Annotated in this window: 17 protein-coding genes; 13 read left to right on the forward strand and 4 right to left on the reverse strand. The window is 30.7% G+C overall.

Going from position 1 to position 15,766, the window contains the following annotated elements:
* Positions 1 to 2: 2 nt before the first annotated feature.
* From ACN5J4_RS05460 to mraZ, 3 genes are read right to left on the reverse strand one after another with little or no spacing between them, the layout of a single operon-like run.
* Positions 3 to 332, reverse strand: a complete 330-nt coding sequence (locus ACN5J4_RS05460; protein ID WP_418651098.1) for an FtsL-like putative cell division protein — start codon at positions 330 to 332, stop codon at positions 3 to 5.
* Positions 332 to 1,228 carry a 16S rRNA (cytosine(1402)-N(4))-methyltransferase RsmH gene (gene rsmH / locus ACN5J4_RS05465; RefSeq protein WP_418651099.1) on the reverse strand — a complete coding sequence of 299 codons (897 nt, stop codon included), beginning with the start codon at positions 1,226 to 1,228 and terminating at the stop codon, positions 332 to 334. Before rsmH ends, ACN5J4_RS05460 begins: the two co-directional genes overlap by 1 nt.
* Positions 1,215 to 1,682: a division/cell wall cluster transcriptional repressor MraZ gene (mraZ, locus tag ACN5J4_RS05470; RefSeq protein WP_418651100.1), complete on the reverse strand. Its 468-nt coding sequence runs from the start codon at positions 1,680 to 1,682 to the stop codon at positions 1,215 to 1,217. Before mraZ ends, rsmH begins: the two co-directional genes overlap by 14 nt.
* Positions 1,683 to 1,884: 202 nt before the next feature.
* On the opposite strand from mraZ, the gene ACN5J4_RS05475 reads away from it, so the two are divergent.
* The 9 genes from ACN5J4_RS05475 (at position 1,885) to ACN5J4_RS05515 (ending at position 10,797) form a co-directional block, all read left to right on the forward strand.
* Positions 1,885 to 2,649: an alpha/beta fold hydrolase gene (locus ACN5J4_RS05475; protein WP_418651101.1), complete on the forward strand. Its 765-nt coding sequence runs from the start codon at positions 1,885 to 1,887 to the stop codon at positions 2,647 to 2,649.
* Positions 2,650 to 2,673: 24 nt separating this feature from the next.
* On the forward strand, positions 2,674 to 3,285 hold the full coding sequence (yihA, locus tag ACN5J4_RS05480; RefSeq protein ID WP_101918105.1) for a ribosome biogenesis GTP-binding protein YihA/YsxC: 612 nt from the start codon (positions 2,674 to 2,676) through the stop codon (positions 3,283 to 3,285).
* 39 nt (positions 3,286 to 3,324) lie between these two features.
* Complete coding sequence (locus tag ACN5J4_RS05485; protein WP_418651102.1) at positions 3,325 to 4,011, forward strand: RluA family pseudouridine synthase; 687 nt, start codon at positions 3,325 to 3,327, stop codon at positions 4,009 to 4,011.
* A gap of 73 nt (positions 4,012 to 4,084) precedes the next feature.
* Positions 4,085 to 5,461, forward strand: coding sequence for an aldehyde dehydrogenase (locus tag ACN5J4_RS05490; protein ID WP_418651103.1), 1,377 nt, complete (start codon positions 4,085 to 4,087; stop codon positions 5,459 to 5,461).
* Between the two features lie 29 nt (positions 5,462 to 5,490).
* Positions 5,491 to 6,225 (forward strand): nitroreductase family protein, encoded by a 735-nt coding sequence (locus ACN5J4_RS05495; RefSeq protein WP_418651104.1) that lies wholly within the window; start codon positions 5,491 to 5,493, stop codon positions 6,223 to 6,225.
* A gap of 122 nt (positions 6,226 to 6,347) precedes the next feature.
* Entirely contained in the window at positions 6,348 to 7,499 is a 1,152-nt protein-coding gene (locus ACN5J4_RS05500) for a DegT/DnrJ/EryC1/StrS family aminotransferase (RefSeq protein ID WP_418651105.1), read from the forward strand.
* Between the two features lie 3 nt (positions 7,500 to 7,502).
* A complete protein-coding gene (locus ACN5J4_RS05505) occupies positions 7,503 to 7,916 on the forward strand; it encodes an MFS transporter (protein ID WP_418651106.1) in 414 nt (137 codons plus the stop codon).
* A 9-nt stretch (positions 7,917 to 7,925) separates the two neighbouring features.
* On the forward strand, positions 7,926 to 8,933 hold the full coding sequence (gene galE, locus ACN5J4_RS05510) for a UDP-glucose 4-epimerase GalE (protein WP_418651107.1): 1,008 nt from the start codon (positions 7,926 to 7,928) through the stop codon (positions 8,931 to 8,933).
* A 349-nt stretch (positions 8,934 to 9,282) separates the two neighbouring features.
* Positions 9,283 to 10,797, forward strand: coding sequence for a choice-of-anchor I family protein (locus ACN5J4_RS05515; protein ID WP_418651108.1), 1,515 nt, complete (start codon positions 9,283 to 9,285; stop codon positions 10,795 to 10,797).
* 89 nt (positions 10,798 to 10,886) lie between these two features.
* Here the strand turns inward: ACN5J4_RS05515 and fabD are convergent, their stop codons facing one another.
* Complete coding sequence (gene fabD, locus ACN5J4_RS05520) at positions 10,887 to 11,774, reverse strand: ACP S-malonyltransferase (protein ID WP_418651109.1); 888 nt, start codon at positions 11,772 to 11,774, stop codon at positions 10,887 to 10,889.
* Between the two features lie 354 nt (positions 11,775 to 12,128).
* Here fabD and ACN5J4_RS05525 point away from each other — a divergent pair, with 354 nt between their 5' ends.
* From ACN5J4_RS05525 to ACN5J4_RS05540, 4 genes are read left to right on the forward strand one after another with little or no spacing between them, the layout of a single operon-like run.
* Positions 12,129 to 13,394, forward strand: coding sequence for a mechanosensitive ion channel family protein (locus ACN5J4_RS05525; RefSeq protein WP_418651110.1), 1,266 nt, complete (start codon positions 12,129 to 12,131; stop codon positions 13,392 to 13,394).
* Positions 13,384 to 14,466 carry an ABC transporter permease gene (locus tag ACN5J4_RS05530; protein ID WP_418651111.1) on the forward strand — a complete coding sequence of 361 codons (1,083 nt, stop codon included), beginning with the start codon at positions 13,384 to 13,386 and terminating at the stop codon, positions 14,464 to 14,466. Before ACN5J4_RS05525 ends, ACN5J4_RS05530 begins: the two co-directional genes overlap by 11 nt.
* A gap of 39 nt (positions 14,467 to 14,505) precedes the next feature.
* Entirely contained in the window at positions 14,506 to 14,949 is a 444-nt protein-coding gene (locus ACN5J4_RS05535; protein WP_418651112.1) for an acyl-CoA thioesterase, read from the forward strand.
* Complete coding sequence (locus ACN5J4_RS05540; protein WP_418651113.1) at positions 14,949 to 15,755, forward strand: DNA/RNA non-specific endonuclease; 807 nt, start codon at positions 14,949 to 14,951, stop codon at positions 15,753 to 15,755. Before ACN5J4_RS05535 ends, ACN5J4_RS05540 begins: the two co-directional genes overlap by 1 nt.
* The last annotated feature ends 11 nt before the right edge of the window (positions 15,756 to 15,766 follow it).

A 15,766-nucleotide genomic window follows, 5' to 3' on the forward strand; every position in this document is an offset into this window, starting at 1 on the left:
TCTTATTCTTTTTTTGTGGTTACTTTTATTTTTTGTGGAGGTTTATTTGCTGGAAACAAATTTCTATGCTTTACCTTTTCTCGAATACTACTCTCCAACCTCATTTTTGTTAACGCCGTACTAGTGTCAAAATCTTCAGCCTTCAATTCTCTTTTAAGCTTATTTAATTTAGCTATTTTAACAACCTTAGCATCCAAGCTATGTGAACTCGATATCATTATCAACAGTAGCGTTACTACAAAAATAAATATCCGCCAATTATTAAAAGATCCTTCATCAGTCAAAAATCGCCCTCGTAAAACGTCGTAAATACCTCCTTTTACCTTAGTCATTACTTTAATGTTGCTATTCGTAACTTTGCACTTCTAGCTCTATTATTAACCTTAATTTCTTCCCTTCTCGGTATAATCATCTTTCCTATCTTTTTTAAAGGAACGCTAATATTACCATAAAAATCTTTCTCAGGCTCTCCACTAAACAACCCTGTTCTTATAAACCTTTTTACCAACCTATCTTCTAAAGAATGATAAGATATAACACTCAACCGTCCATCCTTATTTAACAAACTAGGCATCTGCTCCAAAAACTCCTTTAACACTTCCAACTCTTGATTTACCTCAATACGAACCGCCTGAAATATTTGCGCTAGTATTTTATGCTCTTTTGCCTGCGGTAAGAATGCTTTTAACACTTCTTTTAACTGAAAACTAGTATCAATTTCTTCTATCTCTCGAGCCTCTACAATTCTCCTTGCCAATGCTCTCGCATTTCTTAACTCACCATACAAAAACAACACATCTGCTAAGCGCTCTTCACTGTATTTATTAATTATTTTTTTTGCTGACAAATCAGATTTTTGATCCATTCGCATATCTAAATCGGCATCAAATCGAGTAGAAAAACCTCTTTCCGCCTCATCAAACTGATGAGAAGAAACACCTAAATCAGCTAAAACACCATCTACCTTTCTAACTCCGTAAAAGCGTAAAAACCTAGAAATAAACCGAAAATTCTCTCCAATCAGTACAAATCGCTCATCATCAATTTTATTCTGCTCAGCATCAGGATCTTGATCAAAAGCAAAAAGCCTCCCTTTTTCACCCAACCTACTTAATATTTCTCTAGAATGACCACCGCCTCCAAAAGTCACATCAACATACACTCCATCCTCTTTAACATCAAGAGCATCAACACTTTCTTTTAACAAAACCGGACTATGATAATTCATTTTCACTTATATTTCCCATTACCTCTTCTGCTAAATCTGCAAAATCAACAACAGCATCATCAATTACTTGTTCATACTTATCTTTATCCCAAATTTCAATTATATTAACTGCTGATGAGAGCACTACTTGCTTTCCTATTTTAGCAAACTGACATAAATCTTTTGGAATCAAAATCCTACCCGAAGCATCTACCTCAATAGTTTTTACACCTGCAGTAAATCTCCTAATAAAATCATTATTTTTTTTCACAAACCTATTTAGTTTATTAATCTTTTGCATCATTAAATTCCACTCCCGCATAGGATACAACTCCAAACAAGGCTGAAAAACAGACCTCTTAACCACAAAACCATCCTGCAACACAACAGACAACTGCTTCTTAAAAGCTGACGACAACATCAACCTTCCTTTAGCGTCTATTTTACATTCATATGTGCCTATTAAATTTACCACGGTAAGAGTTCGTAATTTGCTTCAAAATTAAAAAAAAATTACCACTTTTTACCACTTTTTACCACTTTGTTTATAAGTTTTGATTTTTACGCTAAAAAACTGAGGCTAAGAGCTTTCAACAACGTTTACAAGCACAGAATAATAAAAATGGGAATTTCACAAAAAAGGACTACATTTGTGCTAAAGTCAAACTGATAAATTAATGACTGATTTTCTAAAGAAAGAAGGCAATTTTACATATGCAGAAGCAGGAGAAGGAAGGGCATTAATCGTACTACACGGTTTAATGGGAGCTCTTAGTAATTTTGATGAAACTTTTAAATATTTCTCTAAAAAAGGATATCGAGTTTTAATTCCAGAATTACCATTATACACCATGCCTTTGCTAAAAACTAATGTGAAAAACTTAGCCGATTTTGTGCATGATTTTATTGAATACAAAAACCTTAAAGACGTTGTTCTTTTAGGAAATTCTTTAGGTGGACATATTGCTTTATATTACACAAAGCACTATCCTGAAGATGTTAGCGCCCTTGTTTTAACTGGTAGCTCTGGCTTGTATGAAAAATCTATGGGCGACAGCTATCCTAAAAGAGGTAATTACGAATATATTGAAGCAAAAGCTAGAGAGGTTTTTTACGACCCTAAAATTGCCACTAAAGAGCTTGTTGATGGTATTTATGATATTGTAAACAATCGAATTAAAGCCTTAAAAACACTTTCAATTGCTAAAAGTGCTATTCGCCATAATATGGCAAATGACCTACCTACAATGCAGCAACCAACCTGCCTAATTTGGGGTAAACAAGATGGGGTAACACCTCCTGAAGTAGCGGAAGATTTTCACAAACTATTACCCGATTCTGATTTATTTTGGATTGATAAATGTGGACACGCAGCAATGATGGAAACCCCTGAAGAATTTAATAAAATTTTAGAAAGTTGGCTTTCTAAACGAAATATATAACAGCAAATAGCGTAATTTATATTTATGAAAATAAAATCTGCTGATTTTGTAATGAGTAACAGCAATGTTATGAAAGCTCCTAAGGATAGAATTCCTGAATATGCTTTTATAGGTCGCTCAAATGTTGGTAAATCGTCATTGATCAATATGCTTATGCAGCGTAAAGATTTAGCTAAAACATCTGGAAAACCAGGAAAAACACAACTCATCAATCATTTTAAAATAAATGAAGAATGGTTTTTAGTGGATTTACCTGGATATGGATATGCACAAATCTCTAAAAAAAAACGAACTATTTTTCAGTTTTTTATTGAAAATTATTTCAAAGAAAGAGAACAACTTGTTTTTACCTTTGTTTTAATTGATTCTCGCCACGATCCGCAAAAAATAGATTTAGAATTTATGCAGTTTTTAGGAGAAAATCAAATTCCTTTTGGCATCGTTTTTACAAAAGCCGATAAATTAGGAACTTCTAAAATAAACAATCAAATAGCTAACTATAAAAAGAAATTATTAAAACACTGGGAAATACTTCCTACCTCTTTTCTTACCTCATCAGAAACAGGTTTAGGACGTGAAGAATTTTTAACATTTATTGAGCAAACAAATCAAGATATCCTTAAAGATTTTCAATAATTTACTAACCAGTTACTCAATTTTTAAGAGCTATCAAAAATGTATTCTACAAAAAACAATTTACACGTTTTACATGAAGATAATCATTTAATTATTATCAATAAAAGAGCTGGAGATATTGTTCAGGGTGATAAAACTGGCGACAAACCACTCTCTGAGGTTGTTAAAGAATACATTAAAGACAAATACAACAAACCTCGCGCTGTTTATTTAGGAACTGTTCATCGGTTAGATAGACCAACTTCAGGCGTTGTTATTTACGCAAAAACTTCAAAAGCATTAGAGCGATTGAATAAAATGTTGCGCGATAAAGTAATCAAAAAAACCTATTGGGCGATTGTGAAAGATCAACCTAAGAAATCCGAAGATACACTTATCAATTTCTTAAAGAAAAATCCGAAAAATAATAAATCAACGGCATATTCGAAAGAAATTGACGGTAGTAAAAAAGCAATTCTTCATTACAAAACACTTAAAAATTTAGATAATTATTCGTTATTAGAAATTGATTTAGAAACAGGGCGTCATCATCAAATTCGAGTGCAATTATCCAATATTGGTGCTATCATAAAAGGCGATTTAAAATACGGAGCAAGACGAAGTAACAAAGATGGAAGCATTCATTTACACGCTCGTAACATTGATTTTATACATCCTGTAAGTAAAGAACGTATCAAAATTACAGCTCCAACGCCTAAAGATCCTATTTGGGATGCTTGCTTATAATTATCCTGATAAAACAGCAATAATTAACATCAAAAGAAACGGTTAAATTTGTATCTTTAAACAAATTTTAACCATGAGTATTCCTGATATAGTACAAACTCAAAAAAACTTTTTCACAACACAGCAAACTAAAGATATTTCTTTTAGAATAACTGCTTTAAAAAAGCTTCAAAAAGAACTTATCAGAAGAGAAGACGATATTATAAAAGCCTTATATAATGATTTTAAAAAATCAGCATACGAAGCTGTATTAACAGAAACTTCTATCGTATTAAGTGAATTGAAAATGGCGATTAAAAACTGTCATTCCTGGAGCAAACCAACACGAGTTTTACCAACACTTTTAAACTTTCCTTCATCAGCTAAAATATATAATGAACCCTACGGAGCTGTTTTAATTATCGCCCCTTGGAATTATCCATATCAACTAGCATTTGCACCGCTTATAGGTGCTATTTCAGCTGGAAATACCGTGATTTTAAAACCCTCTGAACTAACACCAAACGTCAGTAAAATAACTCAAGAAATTATAACTGCCGTATTTGACAAAAATCATGTTGTTGTTGTAGAAGGTGGCGTGGCTACATCACAAGAATTATTAAAAGAACGTTGGGATTATATTTTTTTTACAGGAAGTGTTCCCGTAGGAAAAATTATCGCCAAAGCAGCAGCCGAACATCTTACTCCAACAACCCTAGAATTAGGCGGAAAAAGTCCTTGTATTATTGATGAAACTGCCAATATAAAACTAGCTGCAAAACGCTTAGTTTGGGGAAAATTTGTCAATGCTGGACAAACTTGTATCGCTCCTGATTATTTGTTGATTCATCACTCTGTGAAAGAAAAATTTATTATTCATTTTAAAGAAGAAATAATAAATGCCTACGGAGAAAATCCTCAAAATTCAGCCGATTTTCCAAGAATTGTAAATACCAAAAATTTTGACCGATTAGCACTACTTTTAAAAAATGAAAATTGCCTAATTGGAGGAAAAATCGATAAAAAAGAATGCTATATTTCGCCAACACTTATCAACGAACCAAACCTAGATAGCCAGGTAATGAAAGAAGAAATATTTGGCCCTATATTTCCGTTAATTTCATATCAACAAGAAAAAGAACTGGATACCATTATTACGAAATATGATAAACCATTGGCATTTTATATTTTTACCACACGTCAACATTTTGCTAAAAAATTGATTGCAAAATATGCCTTCGGAGGTGGTACTGTTAATGATACTATAGTTCATTTTGTAAATCATCGCTTGCCTTTTGGAGGTGTTGGACAAAGTGGTATCGGGAGTTATCATGGTAAAAAAACTTTTGATACTTTTTCTCATAAAAAAAGTGTCGTTACCAGAGGAAATTGGTTAGATATTTCTATTCGATACGCCCCATACAAAGGGAAATTAGCATCATTAAAAAAACTCTTAAAAATAAGTTCATAATTTTAATTTTTTGATTAAATCAACCTAAAATGATAGAAAAAACAGTATCACAAGCCATTAACTTTAGGCGTTCTGTTAGAGTTTTTGACGCCAAAAAATCAATTGAAAGTAGCATTGTAAAAAAATGTATCGAACAAGCAACACTCGCTCCAAATAGTAGCAATATGCAATTATGGGAATTTTATCATATTACCTCAAAAGATACAATTGCTAAAATGGCGCCACTATGTTTTAATCAAAATGCTGCTAAAACAGCACAACAATTGGTCGTTTTTGTAACTCGAAAAGATGTCTGGAAAAAACGTGTAAAAGCAAATTTAGCCGTTTTAGATGCTACTTTTGGAAAAGATACGCCCAAAGAAAAGCAAACTAGTAGAGAGAAAATGGCACGAACTTATTACGGTAAAATTATTCCGTTTACCTATTTTGATTTCTTGGGGATTTTTGGTTGGTTAAAATATCTAATTATTTTAATCACAGGATTATTTCGTCCAATATATCGAGAGGTTCGCAATAGTGATATGCGAATTGTAGCACATAAATCAACAGGATTGGCAGCACAAAATTTTATGCTTTCAATGGCAGCAGAAGGCTACGATACTTGCCCTATGGAAGGTGCCGATACTTGGCGTGTAAAACGGTTACTAAACATCCCACGAAGTGCAGAAATTAACATGATTGTAAGCTGTGGAATCCGAACCGAAAAAGGCGTATATGGCGAACGTTTTAGAATCCCTTTTAATGAAGTTTACAAAGAAAAATAACCATCTGTAACGAATCGTATCAATTAAAAAAAGCGTTAAATACACTTATTTATCTATTGTTTTCTTCAAAGATAAGAGAAATTTAATTCGTATTTTTGATGCTTAACAAATTCTTTTTCCTAATGAAAAAAATTCAAATGGTTGACCTACAAGGTCAATATGCAAAAATAAAACCACAAGTAAATAAAGCTTTTGAGAGTGTTTTAGATACTGCCTATTATATTGGAGGCCCTGAAGTTAAAGGATTTGCTTCTGATTTAGAAAAATATTTAGACGTAAAACACGTAATTCCGTGTGCTAACGGAACTGATGCGTTGCAAATAGCAATGATGGGTTTAGGTTTAGAACAAGGTGATGAAGTTATTACTGCCGATTTTACTTTTGCTGCAACTGTCGAAGTTATTGCTTTATTAAAACTAACGCCTGTTTTAGTTGATGTAGATGCAGACACTTTTAATATTAATATTAAAGCTTTAAAAAAGGCTATTACGCCAAAAACAAAAGCTATTGTACCTGTTCATTTATTTGGTCAGTGTGCCAATATGGAAGCGGTAATGCAAATTGCAAAAGAACATAATTTATTTGTTATTGAAGATAATGCCCAAGCAATTGGTGCTGATTATACTTTTTCAGACGGAACAAAAAAGAAATCTGGAACTATTGGAAATGTAGGTACAACATCTTTTTTCCCTTCTAAAAACTTAGGTTGTTATGGTGATGGTGGCGCAATTTTCACCAATGATGATGATTTAGCACACACTATTCGAGGAATTGTAAATCACGGAATGTACAAACGTTATTACCATGATGTAGTTGGTGTAAATTCTCGTTTAGATAGTTTACAAGCTGCTGTTTTACAAATAAAATTACCTTTATTAGATAGTTTTTGTGATGCTCGTAGAAAAGCTGCTAGATATTACAATAATGCTTTTGCTAATAATACAAATATTATAACTCCAACGACTAGCTCTTGTGCTACAACGATGTGTGATAACTGTAATTGTCATGTTTTTCATCAATATACTTTAAAAATTACAAACGGAAAACGTAATGAATTACATCAGCATTTATTAGATAATAATATTCCGAATGCAATTTATTACCCTGTGCCGTTACATGCTCAAAAAGCATATAAAGATGCACGCTATAATGAAGATGATTTTAAAGTTACAAATCAATTAATTGATGAAGTAATTTCATTACCAATGCATACCGAATTAGATGAAGAACAATTAAATTTTATTACTAAAACTATTTTAGATTTTTTAGGATAAAAAATGATGAATCAAAAAATAAAAACACTTAAAATAATTCACCTTGCTTTAATAGCAGGCGTAACTTTAGCCTATTTTTTAATAGGCGATTTTAAAAACATCTTAAATATAGAAATAGATGATGCTTCTTTAATATACTCATTTATTCCTGCGGCAGCTTATGTTTTAAGCAACCTCATATTTAAGAATACTTTAAAAGGGATTACAAAAGAAAGTACTGATGATGAAAAGTTTGCTATTTATCAAAATGCTTCTATTTTTAAGTGGGCTATAATAGAAGCAGCTTGTTTTTTGATTTTAATTTTAAAACCCGATTTTATTCTTTTTGGTGTTATTCTTTTATTTTATATGATTTTATTAGCACCTAAAGATGAAAAAATAATTCACCTTTTAAATCTTAAAAATACAAACCTTTAAAAAATAAAGATGAAAAAGATATTAGTTACTGGCGGATTAGGTTTTATAGGTTCGCATACCGTTGTCGAATTACAAAACAAAGGTTTTGAAGTGTTTATTATTGATGATTTATCAAACTCAAAAATAACTGTTTTAGATAAAATCACAGAAATAACAGGTGTAAAACCCAATTTTCATCAATTTGATTTACGTATAAAATCGAATATTACTAATTTTTTCAATAATAATACTATTGATGGAATTATTCATTTTGCTGCTTTTAAAGCCGTTGGAGAAAGCGTTAAAAACCCGTTAGATTATTACGAAAATAACATCGGAAGTTTAGTGTATTTACTACAAGAAATTAGAAATAGAAAAATTGATAATTTCATTTTCAGTTCGTCTTGTACCGTTTACGGACAAGCAGATGAATTACCAATTACCGAAAGTGCGCCTACAAAACCTGCTGAATCTCCTTACGGAAATACAAAACAAATTGGTGAAGAAATTATAAAAGATACCTGTAATGCACACAATATAAATGCTATTGCATTGCGTTATTTTAATCCGACAGGAGCGCACGATAGTCTTAAAATTGGCGAATTACCTTTAGGAATTCCTCAAAATTTAATTCCATACGTAACACAAACTGCAGCAGGAATTAGAAAAGAATTATCCGTTTTTGGTGATGATTACGAAACACCTGATGGAACAGCAATTCGTGACTATATTCACGTGGTCGATTTAGCAAAAGCTCATATTGCGGCATTAAATCGTTTATTAGAAAAAAAGAACAAAACTAATTTTGAGTTTTTTAATGTAGGTACAGGAACAGGGAGTTCGGTTTTAGAGGTTATAAATTCATTTGAAAAAGTTACTCATAAAAAACTAAATTATAAAATTGTTGAAAAACGAGCGGGTGATATTACCGCTGCATACGCAGACACTACCATTGCTAATAAAGAGTTGAATTGGAAAACTGAAAAAACCTTAGAAGATGCTTTATTATCTTCTTGGAAATGGCAAGAAAAACAATAACATATTTTTTTATAATTATTAAAAACAGGATTCAATATTTTTTTATTGAATCCTGTTTTTTTAATTAGAAGCAATTTCCTGCTTTCCGCACTCGCTTTTTTTATTTTTTTAAAAAGAAAAATAAAAAAGAGCTCAAACAAATGCTTCAATCGGGGCTAAAAGTGCATCTCTAATTGATAATATTAGTTTTACATCAAAAAAAATAACTTCTTAACATTAATTAATCAATTTAAAAACTTTCTCTATACACTAGAGTACCTAAAAACTAAATTCATTAATTATTACTTATAGTTGTATTTACATTAATTTTAAAGAAACATCAGAATTTTGCTCAAAATAAAAACAACTGATGAAAACATTACAAAAAATTATTTTAGGTACTACTTTAAGTGTTTTAGCTATAGGATGTCAAAACGATGATGACACTGTAAAAAAACAAATAAATACAGACGTTAACTTCAGTTATAAAACAACTATAAAAATTGGTGGTGAAGGCGCTTCAGAAATTTCGGCTTTCGATAAAATATCGAAAAAATTATTTACGGTTAATGTTGAATCTAATGAGATATCAATAAACAACATTACAGATTTAAACAATCCTAAAAAAGAAACAATTAATCTTGACGCTTATGGCTCACCAAATAGTGTAGCAGTACTTAACGGTAAGCTAGCTGTTGCTGTTGAGGCATTAGTAAAACAAAATAACGGAAAAATTTTATTATACAATACTGCTGACAATACACTTATTAATCAGTTTACAGTAGGTGCTTTACCTGATATGGTTGCTTTTTCACCTGATGGAAAAACAATTGTTTCTGCTAACGAAGGAGAACCAAGCGATGATTATACAAACGACCCAAAAGGAACTATAAGTATTATTAATATTGAAACTAAAGAAGTTACTACTTTAAATTTTGATGCTTTTAATTCAGATGAAAGTGCATTAGAAAAGGATGGATTTAGAGTTTTTGGCCCTAACGCTACTTTATCTCAAGATGTAGAACCTGAATATGTTGCTATTTCTGATGATTCTAAAACAGCTTGGATTTCTTTACAAGAAAATAACGGAATTGCAAAAGTAAACTTAACTAGTAAAACTATTGAAGCAATTTATCCTTTAGGTTTTAAAGATTATAGCCTTGCTGAAAATAGCATCGATGCTAGTGATAAAGATGATAAAAAAGAATTAAAAAACTGGCCAGTAAAAGGAATGTATCAGCCAGATGCTATTAAATATGCAAAGATTAACGGCGTTGATTATATTTTCTCTGCAAACGAAGGAGATTCTAGAGATTACGACGGTTTTAGCGAAGAAGTTAGAATGGATGATTTAACTTTAGATGAAACAGTTTTCCCTACTTCTTTTGATTATTTAAATGAGGTAAACTTAGGAAGATTAAAAACTACTACAACTTTAGGAGATACTAATAACGACGGAAAAGTAGAAACCCTTTATAGTTATGGAGCTCGTTCTTTTAGTGTATGGTCTGGTGATAGCGGTATGCTTTTATACGATAGTGCTAATAGTATTGCTACAGAAACATTAAATGCTACTGAAAGTAGATTTAATGATAATGATAAAAGAAGCGACGATAAAGGTGCTGAACCTGAAAGTGTAGAAATTTTAAACATAGGTAATAAGCGTTATATATTATTTGTTGGCTTAGAAAGAAACGATCAAGTTTTGGTTTATGATGTTACTAACCCTACCTCACCTGTCTTTCTAAATATTTTATCACACGATGGTGATGAGGCTCCTGAAGGTTTATTAGCAATACCGGCAGAAGATAGCCCAACAGGAAAAGCTTTATTAGTAGTTTCTAATGAAGACAGTGGAACTGTAACATTTTACGAAAACAACTAATATTTAGTTTTTAACTAAATAAAAAGCTCAACTTATTAAAATAAGTTGAGCTTTTTTTATGCTTTATAAAATATACTATTGTTTTTTAATTATTCTACTAAACTAGCACCGCTTGCGGCAACACTTCTATCAATTTTACGCATTAAACCTTGTAAAACTTTACCTGGTCCTACTTCAATAAATTCTGTTCCTCCATCAGCAACCATTGCTTGAATACATTGCGTCCATCTTACTGGTGCAGTTAATTGTGCTATTAAATTTAATTTAATTTCATCAGGGTTTGTTACTGCTTTTGCTACTACATTTTGGTATACAGGGCAAGTTGGCGTGCTAAAAGTAGTTTCTTCAATTGCTTTTGCTAACTCTTCACGAGCTGGCTCCATCATAGGAGAATGAAATGCACCTCCAACAGGCAATAAAATAGCTCTCTTTGCTCCTTTTTCAGTTAATACTTTACATGCCTTTTCAACAGCAGGTACTTCTCCTGAAATTACTAATTGACCCGGGCAATTATAGTTTGCAGCAACTACAACACCATCTATTTCAGCACATATATCCTCTACTATTTTATCTTCTAACCCTAAAACAGCAGCCATGGTTGATGGTTTTATTTCACATGCTTTTTGCATAGCTAAAGCACGCTTAGAAACTAATGTTAATCCATCTTCGAAAGATAAAACTCCATTAGCGACCAATGCAGATAATTCACCTAATGAATGCCCTGCAACCATTTCTGGCTGAAAACTATCGCCTAATACTTTAGCCAAAATTACCGAATGTAAAAATATAGCTGGTTGCGTTACTTTGGTTTGCTTTAATGCTTCAGGTGTACCTTCAAACATAATATCAGTAATGCTAAAACCTAATATATCATTTGCTTTTTCAAATAGCTCTTGAGCTAAGGGTGATTTTTCATATAAATCTAATCCCATTCCTGTAAATTGTGCTCCTTGACCTGGAAAAATATATGCTTTCATCTATTATTTTATTATTTGTTTGTCATTATAAGAATACTTATAAATAATAATGACATTTGTTTATTTTATAGTGCAAACATACACATTTTTAAAATTATTTTTTAGTATCATATTTCATTCTAAAACTTATATTGTATAGTTTACTAATAGTTTTACTTGTTTATATAAGGGATAGATATTGTAAAAACAAAATAGTTTGTAAAAATGCCTAGCCCCGATTGAAGTATTTGTTTGAGCTCCTCGCAGAGAGCGAGTACGGAAAGCGGGAAATAGCTTCAATTAATTTTTATTAGAAAAGGAAACAAACATTGAAATTGAAAAAGAAATACCTATTTTTGATACTTAAATAATATTATGATAAGTAAGTTTTTTTATAGACTATTCAAAAATCATTTTGCTGTATCAGAACAAACAGCTATCTACTTAAACCTGACTGCGAACTTACTTGTTATTGCTGTTTTAGGATATGTTTTTTTTAAATTATTTCGCCATTATGGAACTAAGTTTATAAAAAAACTAGTTTTAAAAACCAAAACTAACTTTGATGATTTTTTACTTAAAAATCGAGTTTTTTTAAATATTTCTAGAATTCTTGTATTTGTATTACTTTATTCACTATTATCTTTTATTTTAATAGATTTTTCTGACTTATTAAACTATGGTCAACGATTTATTAATATTATAATTCTATTTTCAACCATATGGCTTATTAGAAGTATTTTATTAACTATTAAAGATTTTTTAAGAAACTTAATTGCTTTTAAAGACAAACCTTTAGAGAGTTATGTTCAAATTTTTATGATTATTTTATGGATTATTGGTTTTATCATCTCTTTTTCTATTATTACAGGAAAACCACTAATACGATTTTTAACAGCTTTAGGTGCTTTTTCAGCTGTTTTATTACTTATTTTTAAAGATACCATTTTAGGTTTTGTTGCTAGCATTCAAATATCAGTAAATGATACGGTTCGTTTAAATGATTGGATTACTATTGATAAATATAATGCAGATGGAAATGTAACGGCTATTAATTTAGCATCAGTAATTGTTCAAAATTTTGACAATACGGTAACTAGTATTCCTACTTATTCATTGATTTCTGAATCGTTTAAAAACTGGCGTGCAATGGATAATTCTGGCGGACGTAGAATAAAACGATCAGTATTAATTAAAATAAATAGTATCCATTTTTTAACAGATGATGAAGTAGCTGACTACCAAAAAATAGCCCTAATAAAAGACTATGTTACAACAGCATATAATGAAGTAAAAACCTACAACTCTGAAAACAATATTGACAAATCAATATTAATTAATGGAAGAAATTTAACGAATTTTGGTATGTTTCGTAAATATTTAGATGAGTATTTAAAACAACACCCTAAAATAAATCAGGAATTACTTTTTATGTCTCGTCAATTACAACCTAGTGAAAACGGTATTCCATTAGAGATATATGCTTTTTGCAAAAACAAATCATGGTTAGCCTATGAAAGAGATATGGCTGATATTTTTGATCATATTTTAGCGAGTGTAAAATATTTTAATTTAGAGGTTTTTGAAAATCCAACAGGAAACGATATTTTAACTATTAAAAAAAATATTATTGACAACTAAAAAAGCTACTTCATTATGGCAACTAGCTACTAAAAGGTTTACACAAAATAAAACAGGCATGTTTAGCTTTGTGTTTATTATTTTCTGTGGCTTTATTGCTCTTTTCTGTTATACAATTGCTCCTGATAATAGTAATTCGGCAAACCAAATGCATTTAGAAATACATTCTAAAGCTCCTGGTTTTTCAGTAATGATGCTTAGTATTCCTTCAAAATTAAAAGAAAAACAATCTTGGTTTTCAGTTTTTATGGATGGAAAAAAGAGTACTCCTACTGAAATAGCTATAAAATCATATGCAATAAAAAGTAATCAAGTAGAGGTTTTAAAATATTCGGATGGTTTATCAAAAATATATCCGCTATCTTTATTTAAAAATAAACCTGAAAAATATATTCAACAAAAAATATTTTGGCTTGGAACAGATAAATATGGACGTGATTTATTAAGTAGATTACTAATTGGGGCTAGAATTTCTTTTTCTATCGGATTTATAGCGGTTTTTATATCACTTTTAATAGGAATTCCTGTTGGAGCAATTGCAGGTTATTTTGGTGGAAAAATTGATGCTTTTATTATGTGGATAATTAATATTACCTGGTCTATTCCTACTTTATTATTAGTCATAGCAATTACTTTAGCTTTAGGAAAAGGTTTTTGGCAAGTGTTTATTGCCGTAGGCTTAACAATGTGGGTAGAAGTTGCTCGTGTAGTTCGTGGACAGGTAATTACCACTAAACAACAACAATATGTAGAAGCCGCAAAAGCTTTAGGTTTTTCTGATTTTAGAATTATTTTTAAACATATTTTACCCAATATTTTAGCACCGATAATTGTAATATCTGCTGCAAATTTTGCAGCTGCCATTTTAATTGAAAGTGGTTTAAGCTTTTTAGGTATTGGTGCGCAACCACCTACCCCTTCATGGGGAGCAATGATTAAAAACCATTATAATTATATTATTTTAGGAAAACCTTTTTTAGCTTTAATTCCTGGTTTTGCAATTATGAGCTTAGTTATGGCTTTTATGTTAATAGGAAATACGTTACGTGATACTTTAGATGTAAAATCTTAATATTTAAATTTTTGTATTTTTGTTGCTAAAAAATAACAAATGAGTTTTAGCGTACAATTTAAAACACGATGGGCTGATTTTGATGCCAACATACATATGCGCCATACAGCATATAATGATTATGCTGCCGAGGTAAGGTTACGCTTTTTTAAAGAACATAATATTACCATTCAGGATTTTACTACAGAAAAAACAGGCCCTATTTTATTTGAAGAAAACACCAAATTTTTACGAGAAGTTCATATGGGTACTGATATTTCTGTAAACTTAAAAATTATAGGGCTATCAAATAAAGGAGAGCGTTGGAAAATTCAACATGAAATTTTTAATGAGAACAAACAATTATCTGCCATAATAACTGTTTACGGTGCTTGGTTAGACTTAACGAAAAGAAAACTTACGGTTCCTCCTTCAAAATTTCAAACAATTTTTAATAAGGTAGAAAAAACAGCCGATTTTAAAGAAATTATCCTAAAAAATTAATGAGCACTTCAAAAAAAATAAAATTAATTGTTGCCGTTATTGTACTTGTTATTGGTTATTTTTTAAAACAAAAACCCGATAATAGTTTAATACAAGCTACCCAAACAAGCAACACAACCACTGCTAATAGTTTTAACTACTTACCAACCTCAACAACAGGAGTTGTTGTAAAGCACAAAGGGTATCAATTATCATATAATGAATTACACGAACAAGCTGAATGGGTTGCGTACTCACTAAGTAAAAATGATATTGTTTATAACAATTTTAAACGCCCTTATTTTATTAACGACCCTAAAGTAAGTACAAATTCTGCTAACTGGAGGAGTTATAAAAAATCTGGTTATGACAAAGGGCATTTATGCCCAGCAGGAGACAAACGTTATTCAAAACAAGCACATGACGAAACATTTTACACCTCTAACATAACCCCTCAAAAGCACGATTTTAATGCTGGTATTTGGAATAAATTAGAACAAAAAACACGTTACTGGGCTAAAAAATATCAATATTTATATATTATAACAGGAGGTATTTTAACAAATAATTTAAAAACTATTGGAAAAGATAAAGTAAGTGTTCCTGATGAGTTTTATAAAATAATATTAGACTACACTCAACCTGAAATAAAAGCTATTGCTTTTTTATTACCACATCAGGAAAGTAAAAAACCATTATATAACTTTGTAGTTTCTATTGATTTTCTTGAGCAAAAAACAGGCATTGATTTTTTTCCTGAATTACCTGATGCTATTGAAAATAAACTAGAAGCGTCTAACAGTTATAAAGACTGGAGCTTTAGATAAATTTACAGTTT

Origin of the sequence: Tenacibaculum aestuariivivum (assembly GCF_964507685.1) — a bacterium.
Taxonomy (GTDB): Bacteria; Bacteroidota; Bacteroidia; order Flavobacteriales; family Flavobacteriaceae; genus Polaribacter; species Polaribacter aestuariivivum.

Coding starts and splice junctions, on each gene's coding strand:
- ACN5J4_RS05535 (WP_418651112.1), top strand. CDS start 14,506: ATGAGTTTTAGCGTACAATTTAAAACACGATGGGCTGATTTTGATGCC.
- fabD (WP_418651109.1), bottom strand. CDS start 11,774: ATGAAAGCATATATTTTTCCAGGTCAAGGAGCACAATTTACAGGAATG.
- ACN5J4_RS05475 (WP_418651101.1), top strand. CDS start 1,885: ATGACTGATTTTCTAAAGAAAGAAGGCAATTTTACATATGCAGAAGCA.
- ACN5J4_RS05540 (WP_418651113.1), top strand. CDS start 14,949: ATGAGCACTTCAAAAAAAATAAAATTAATTGTTGCCGTTATTGTACTT.
- rsmH (WP_418651099.1), bottom strand. CDS start 1,228: ATGAATTATCATAGTCCGGTTTTGTTAAAAGAAAGTGTTGATGCTCTT.
- ACN5J4_RS05500 (WP_418651105.1), top strand. CDS start 6,348: ATGAAAAAAATTCAAATGGTTGACCTACAAGGTCAATATGCAAAAATA.
- ACN5J4_RS05515 (WP_418651108.1), top strand. CDS start 9,283: ATGAAAACATTACAAAAAATTATTTTAGGTACTACTTTAAGTGTTTTA.
- ACN5J4_RS05490 (WP_418651103.1), top strand. CDS start 4,085: ATGAGTATTCCTGATATAGTACAAACTCAAAAAAACTTTTTCACAACA.
- ACN5J4_RS05485 (WP_418651102.1), top strand. CDS start 3,325: ATGTATTCTACAAAAAACAATTTACACGTTTTACATGAAGATAATCAT.
- ACN5J4_RS05495 (WP_418651104.1), top strand. CDS start 5,491: ATGATAGAAAAAACAGTATCACAAGCCATTAACTTTAGGCGTTCTGTT.
- ACN5J4_RS05505 (WP_418651106.1), top strand. CDS start 7,503: ATGATGAATCAAAAAATAAAAACACTTAAAATAATTCACCTTGCTTTA.
- galE (WP_418651107.1), top strand. CDS start 7,926: ATGAAAAAGATATTAGTTACTGGCGGATTAGGTTTTATAGGTTCGCAT.
- ACN5J4_RS05460 (WP_418651098.1), bottom strand. CDS start 332: ATGACTAAGGTAAAAGGAGGTATTTACGACGTTTTACGAGGGCGATTT.
- ACN5J4_RS05525 (WP_418651110.1), top strand. CDS start 12,129: ATGATAAGTAAGTTTTTTTATAGACTATTCAAAAATCATTTTGCTGTA.
- yihA (WP_101918105.1), top strand. CDS start 2,674: ATGAAAATAAAATCTGCTGATTTTGTAATGAGTAACAGCAATGTTATG.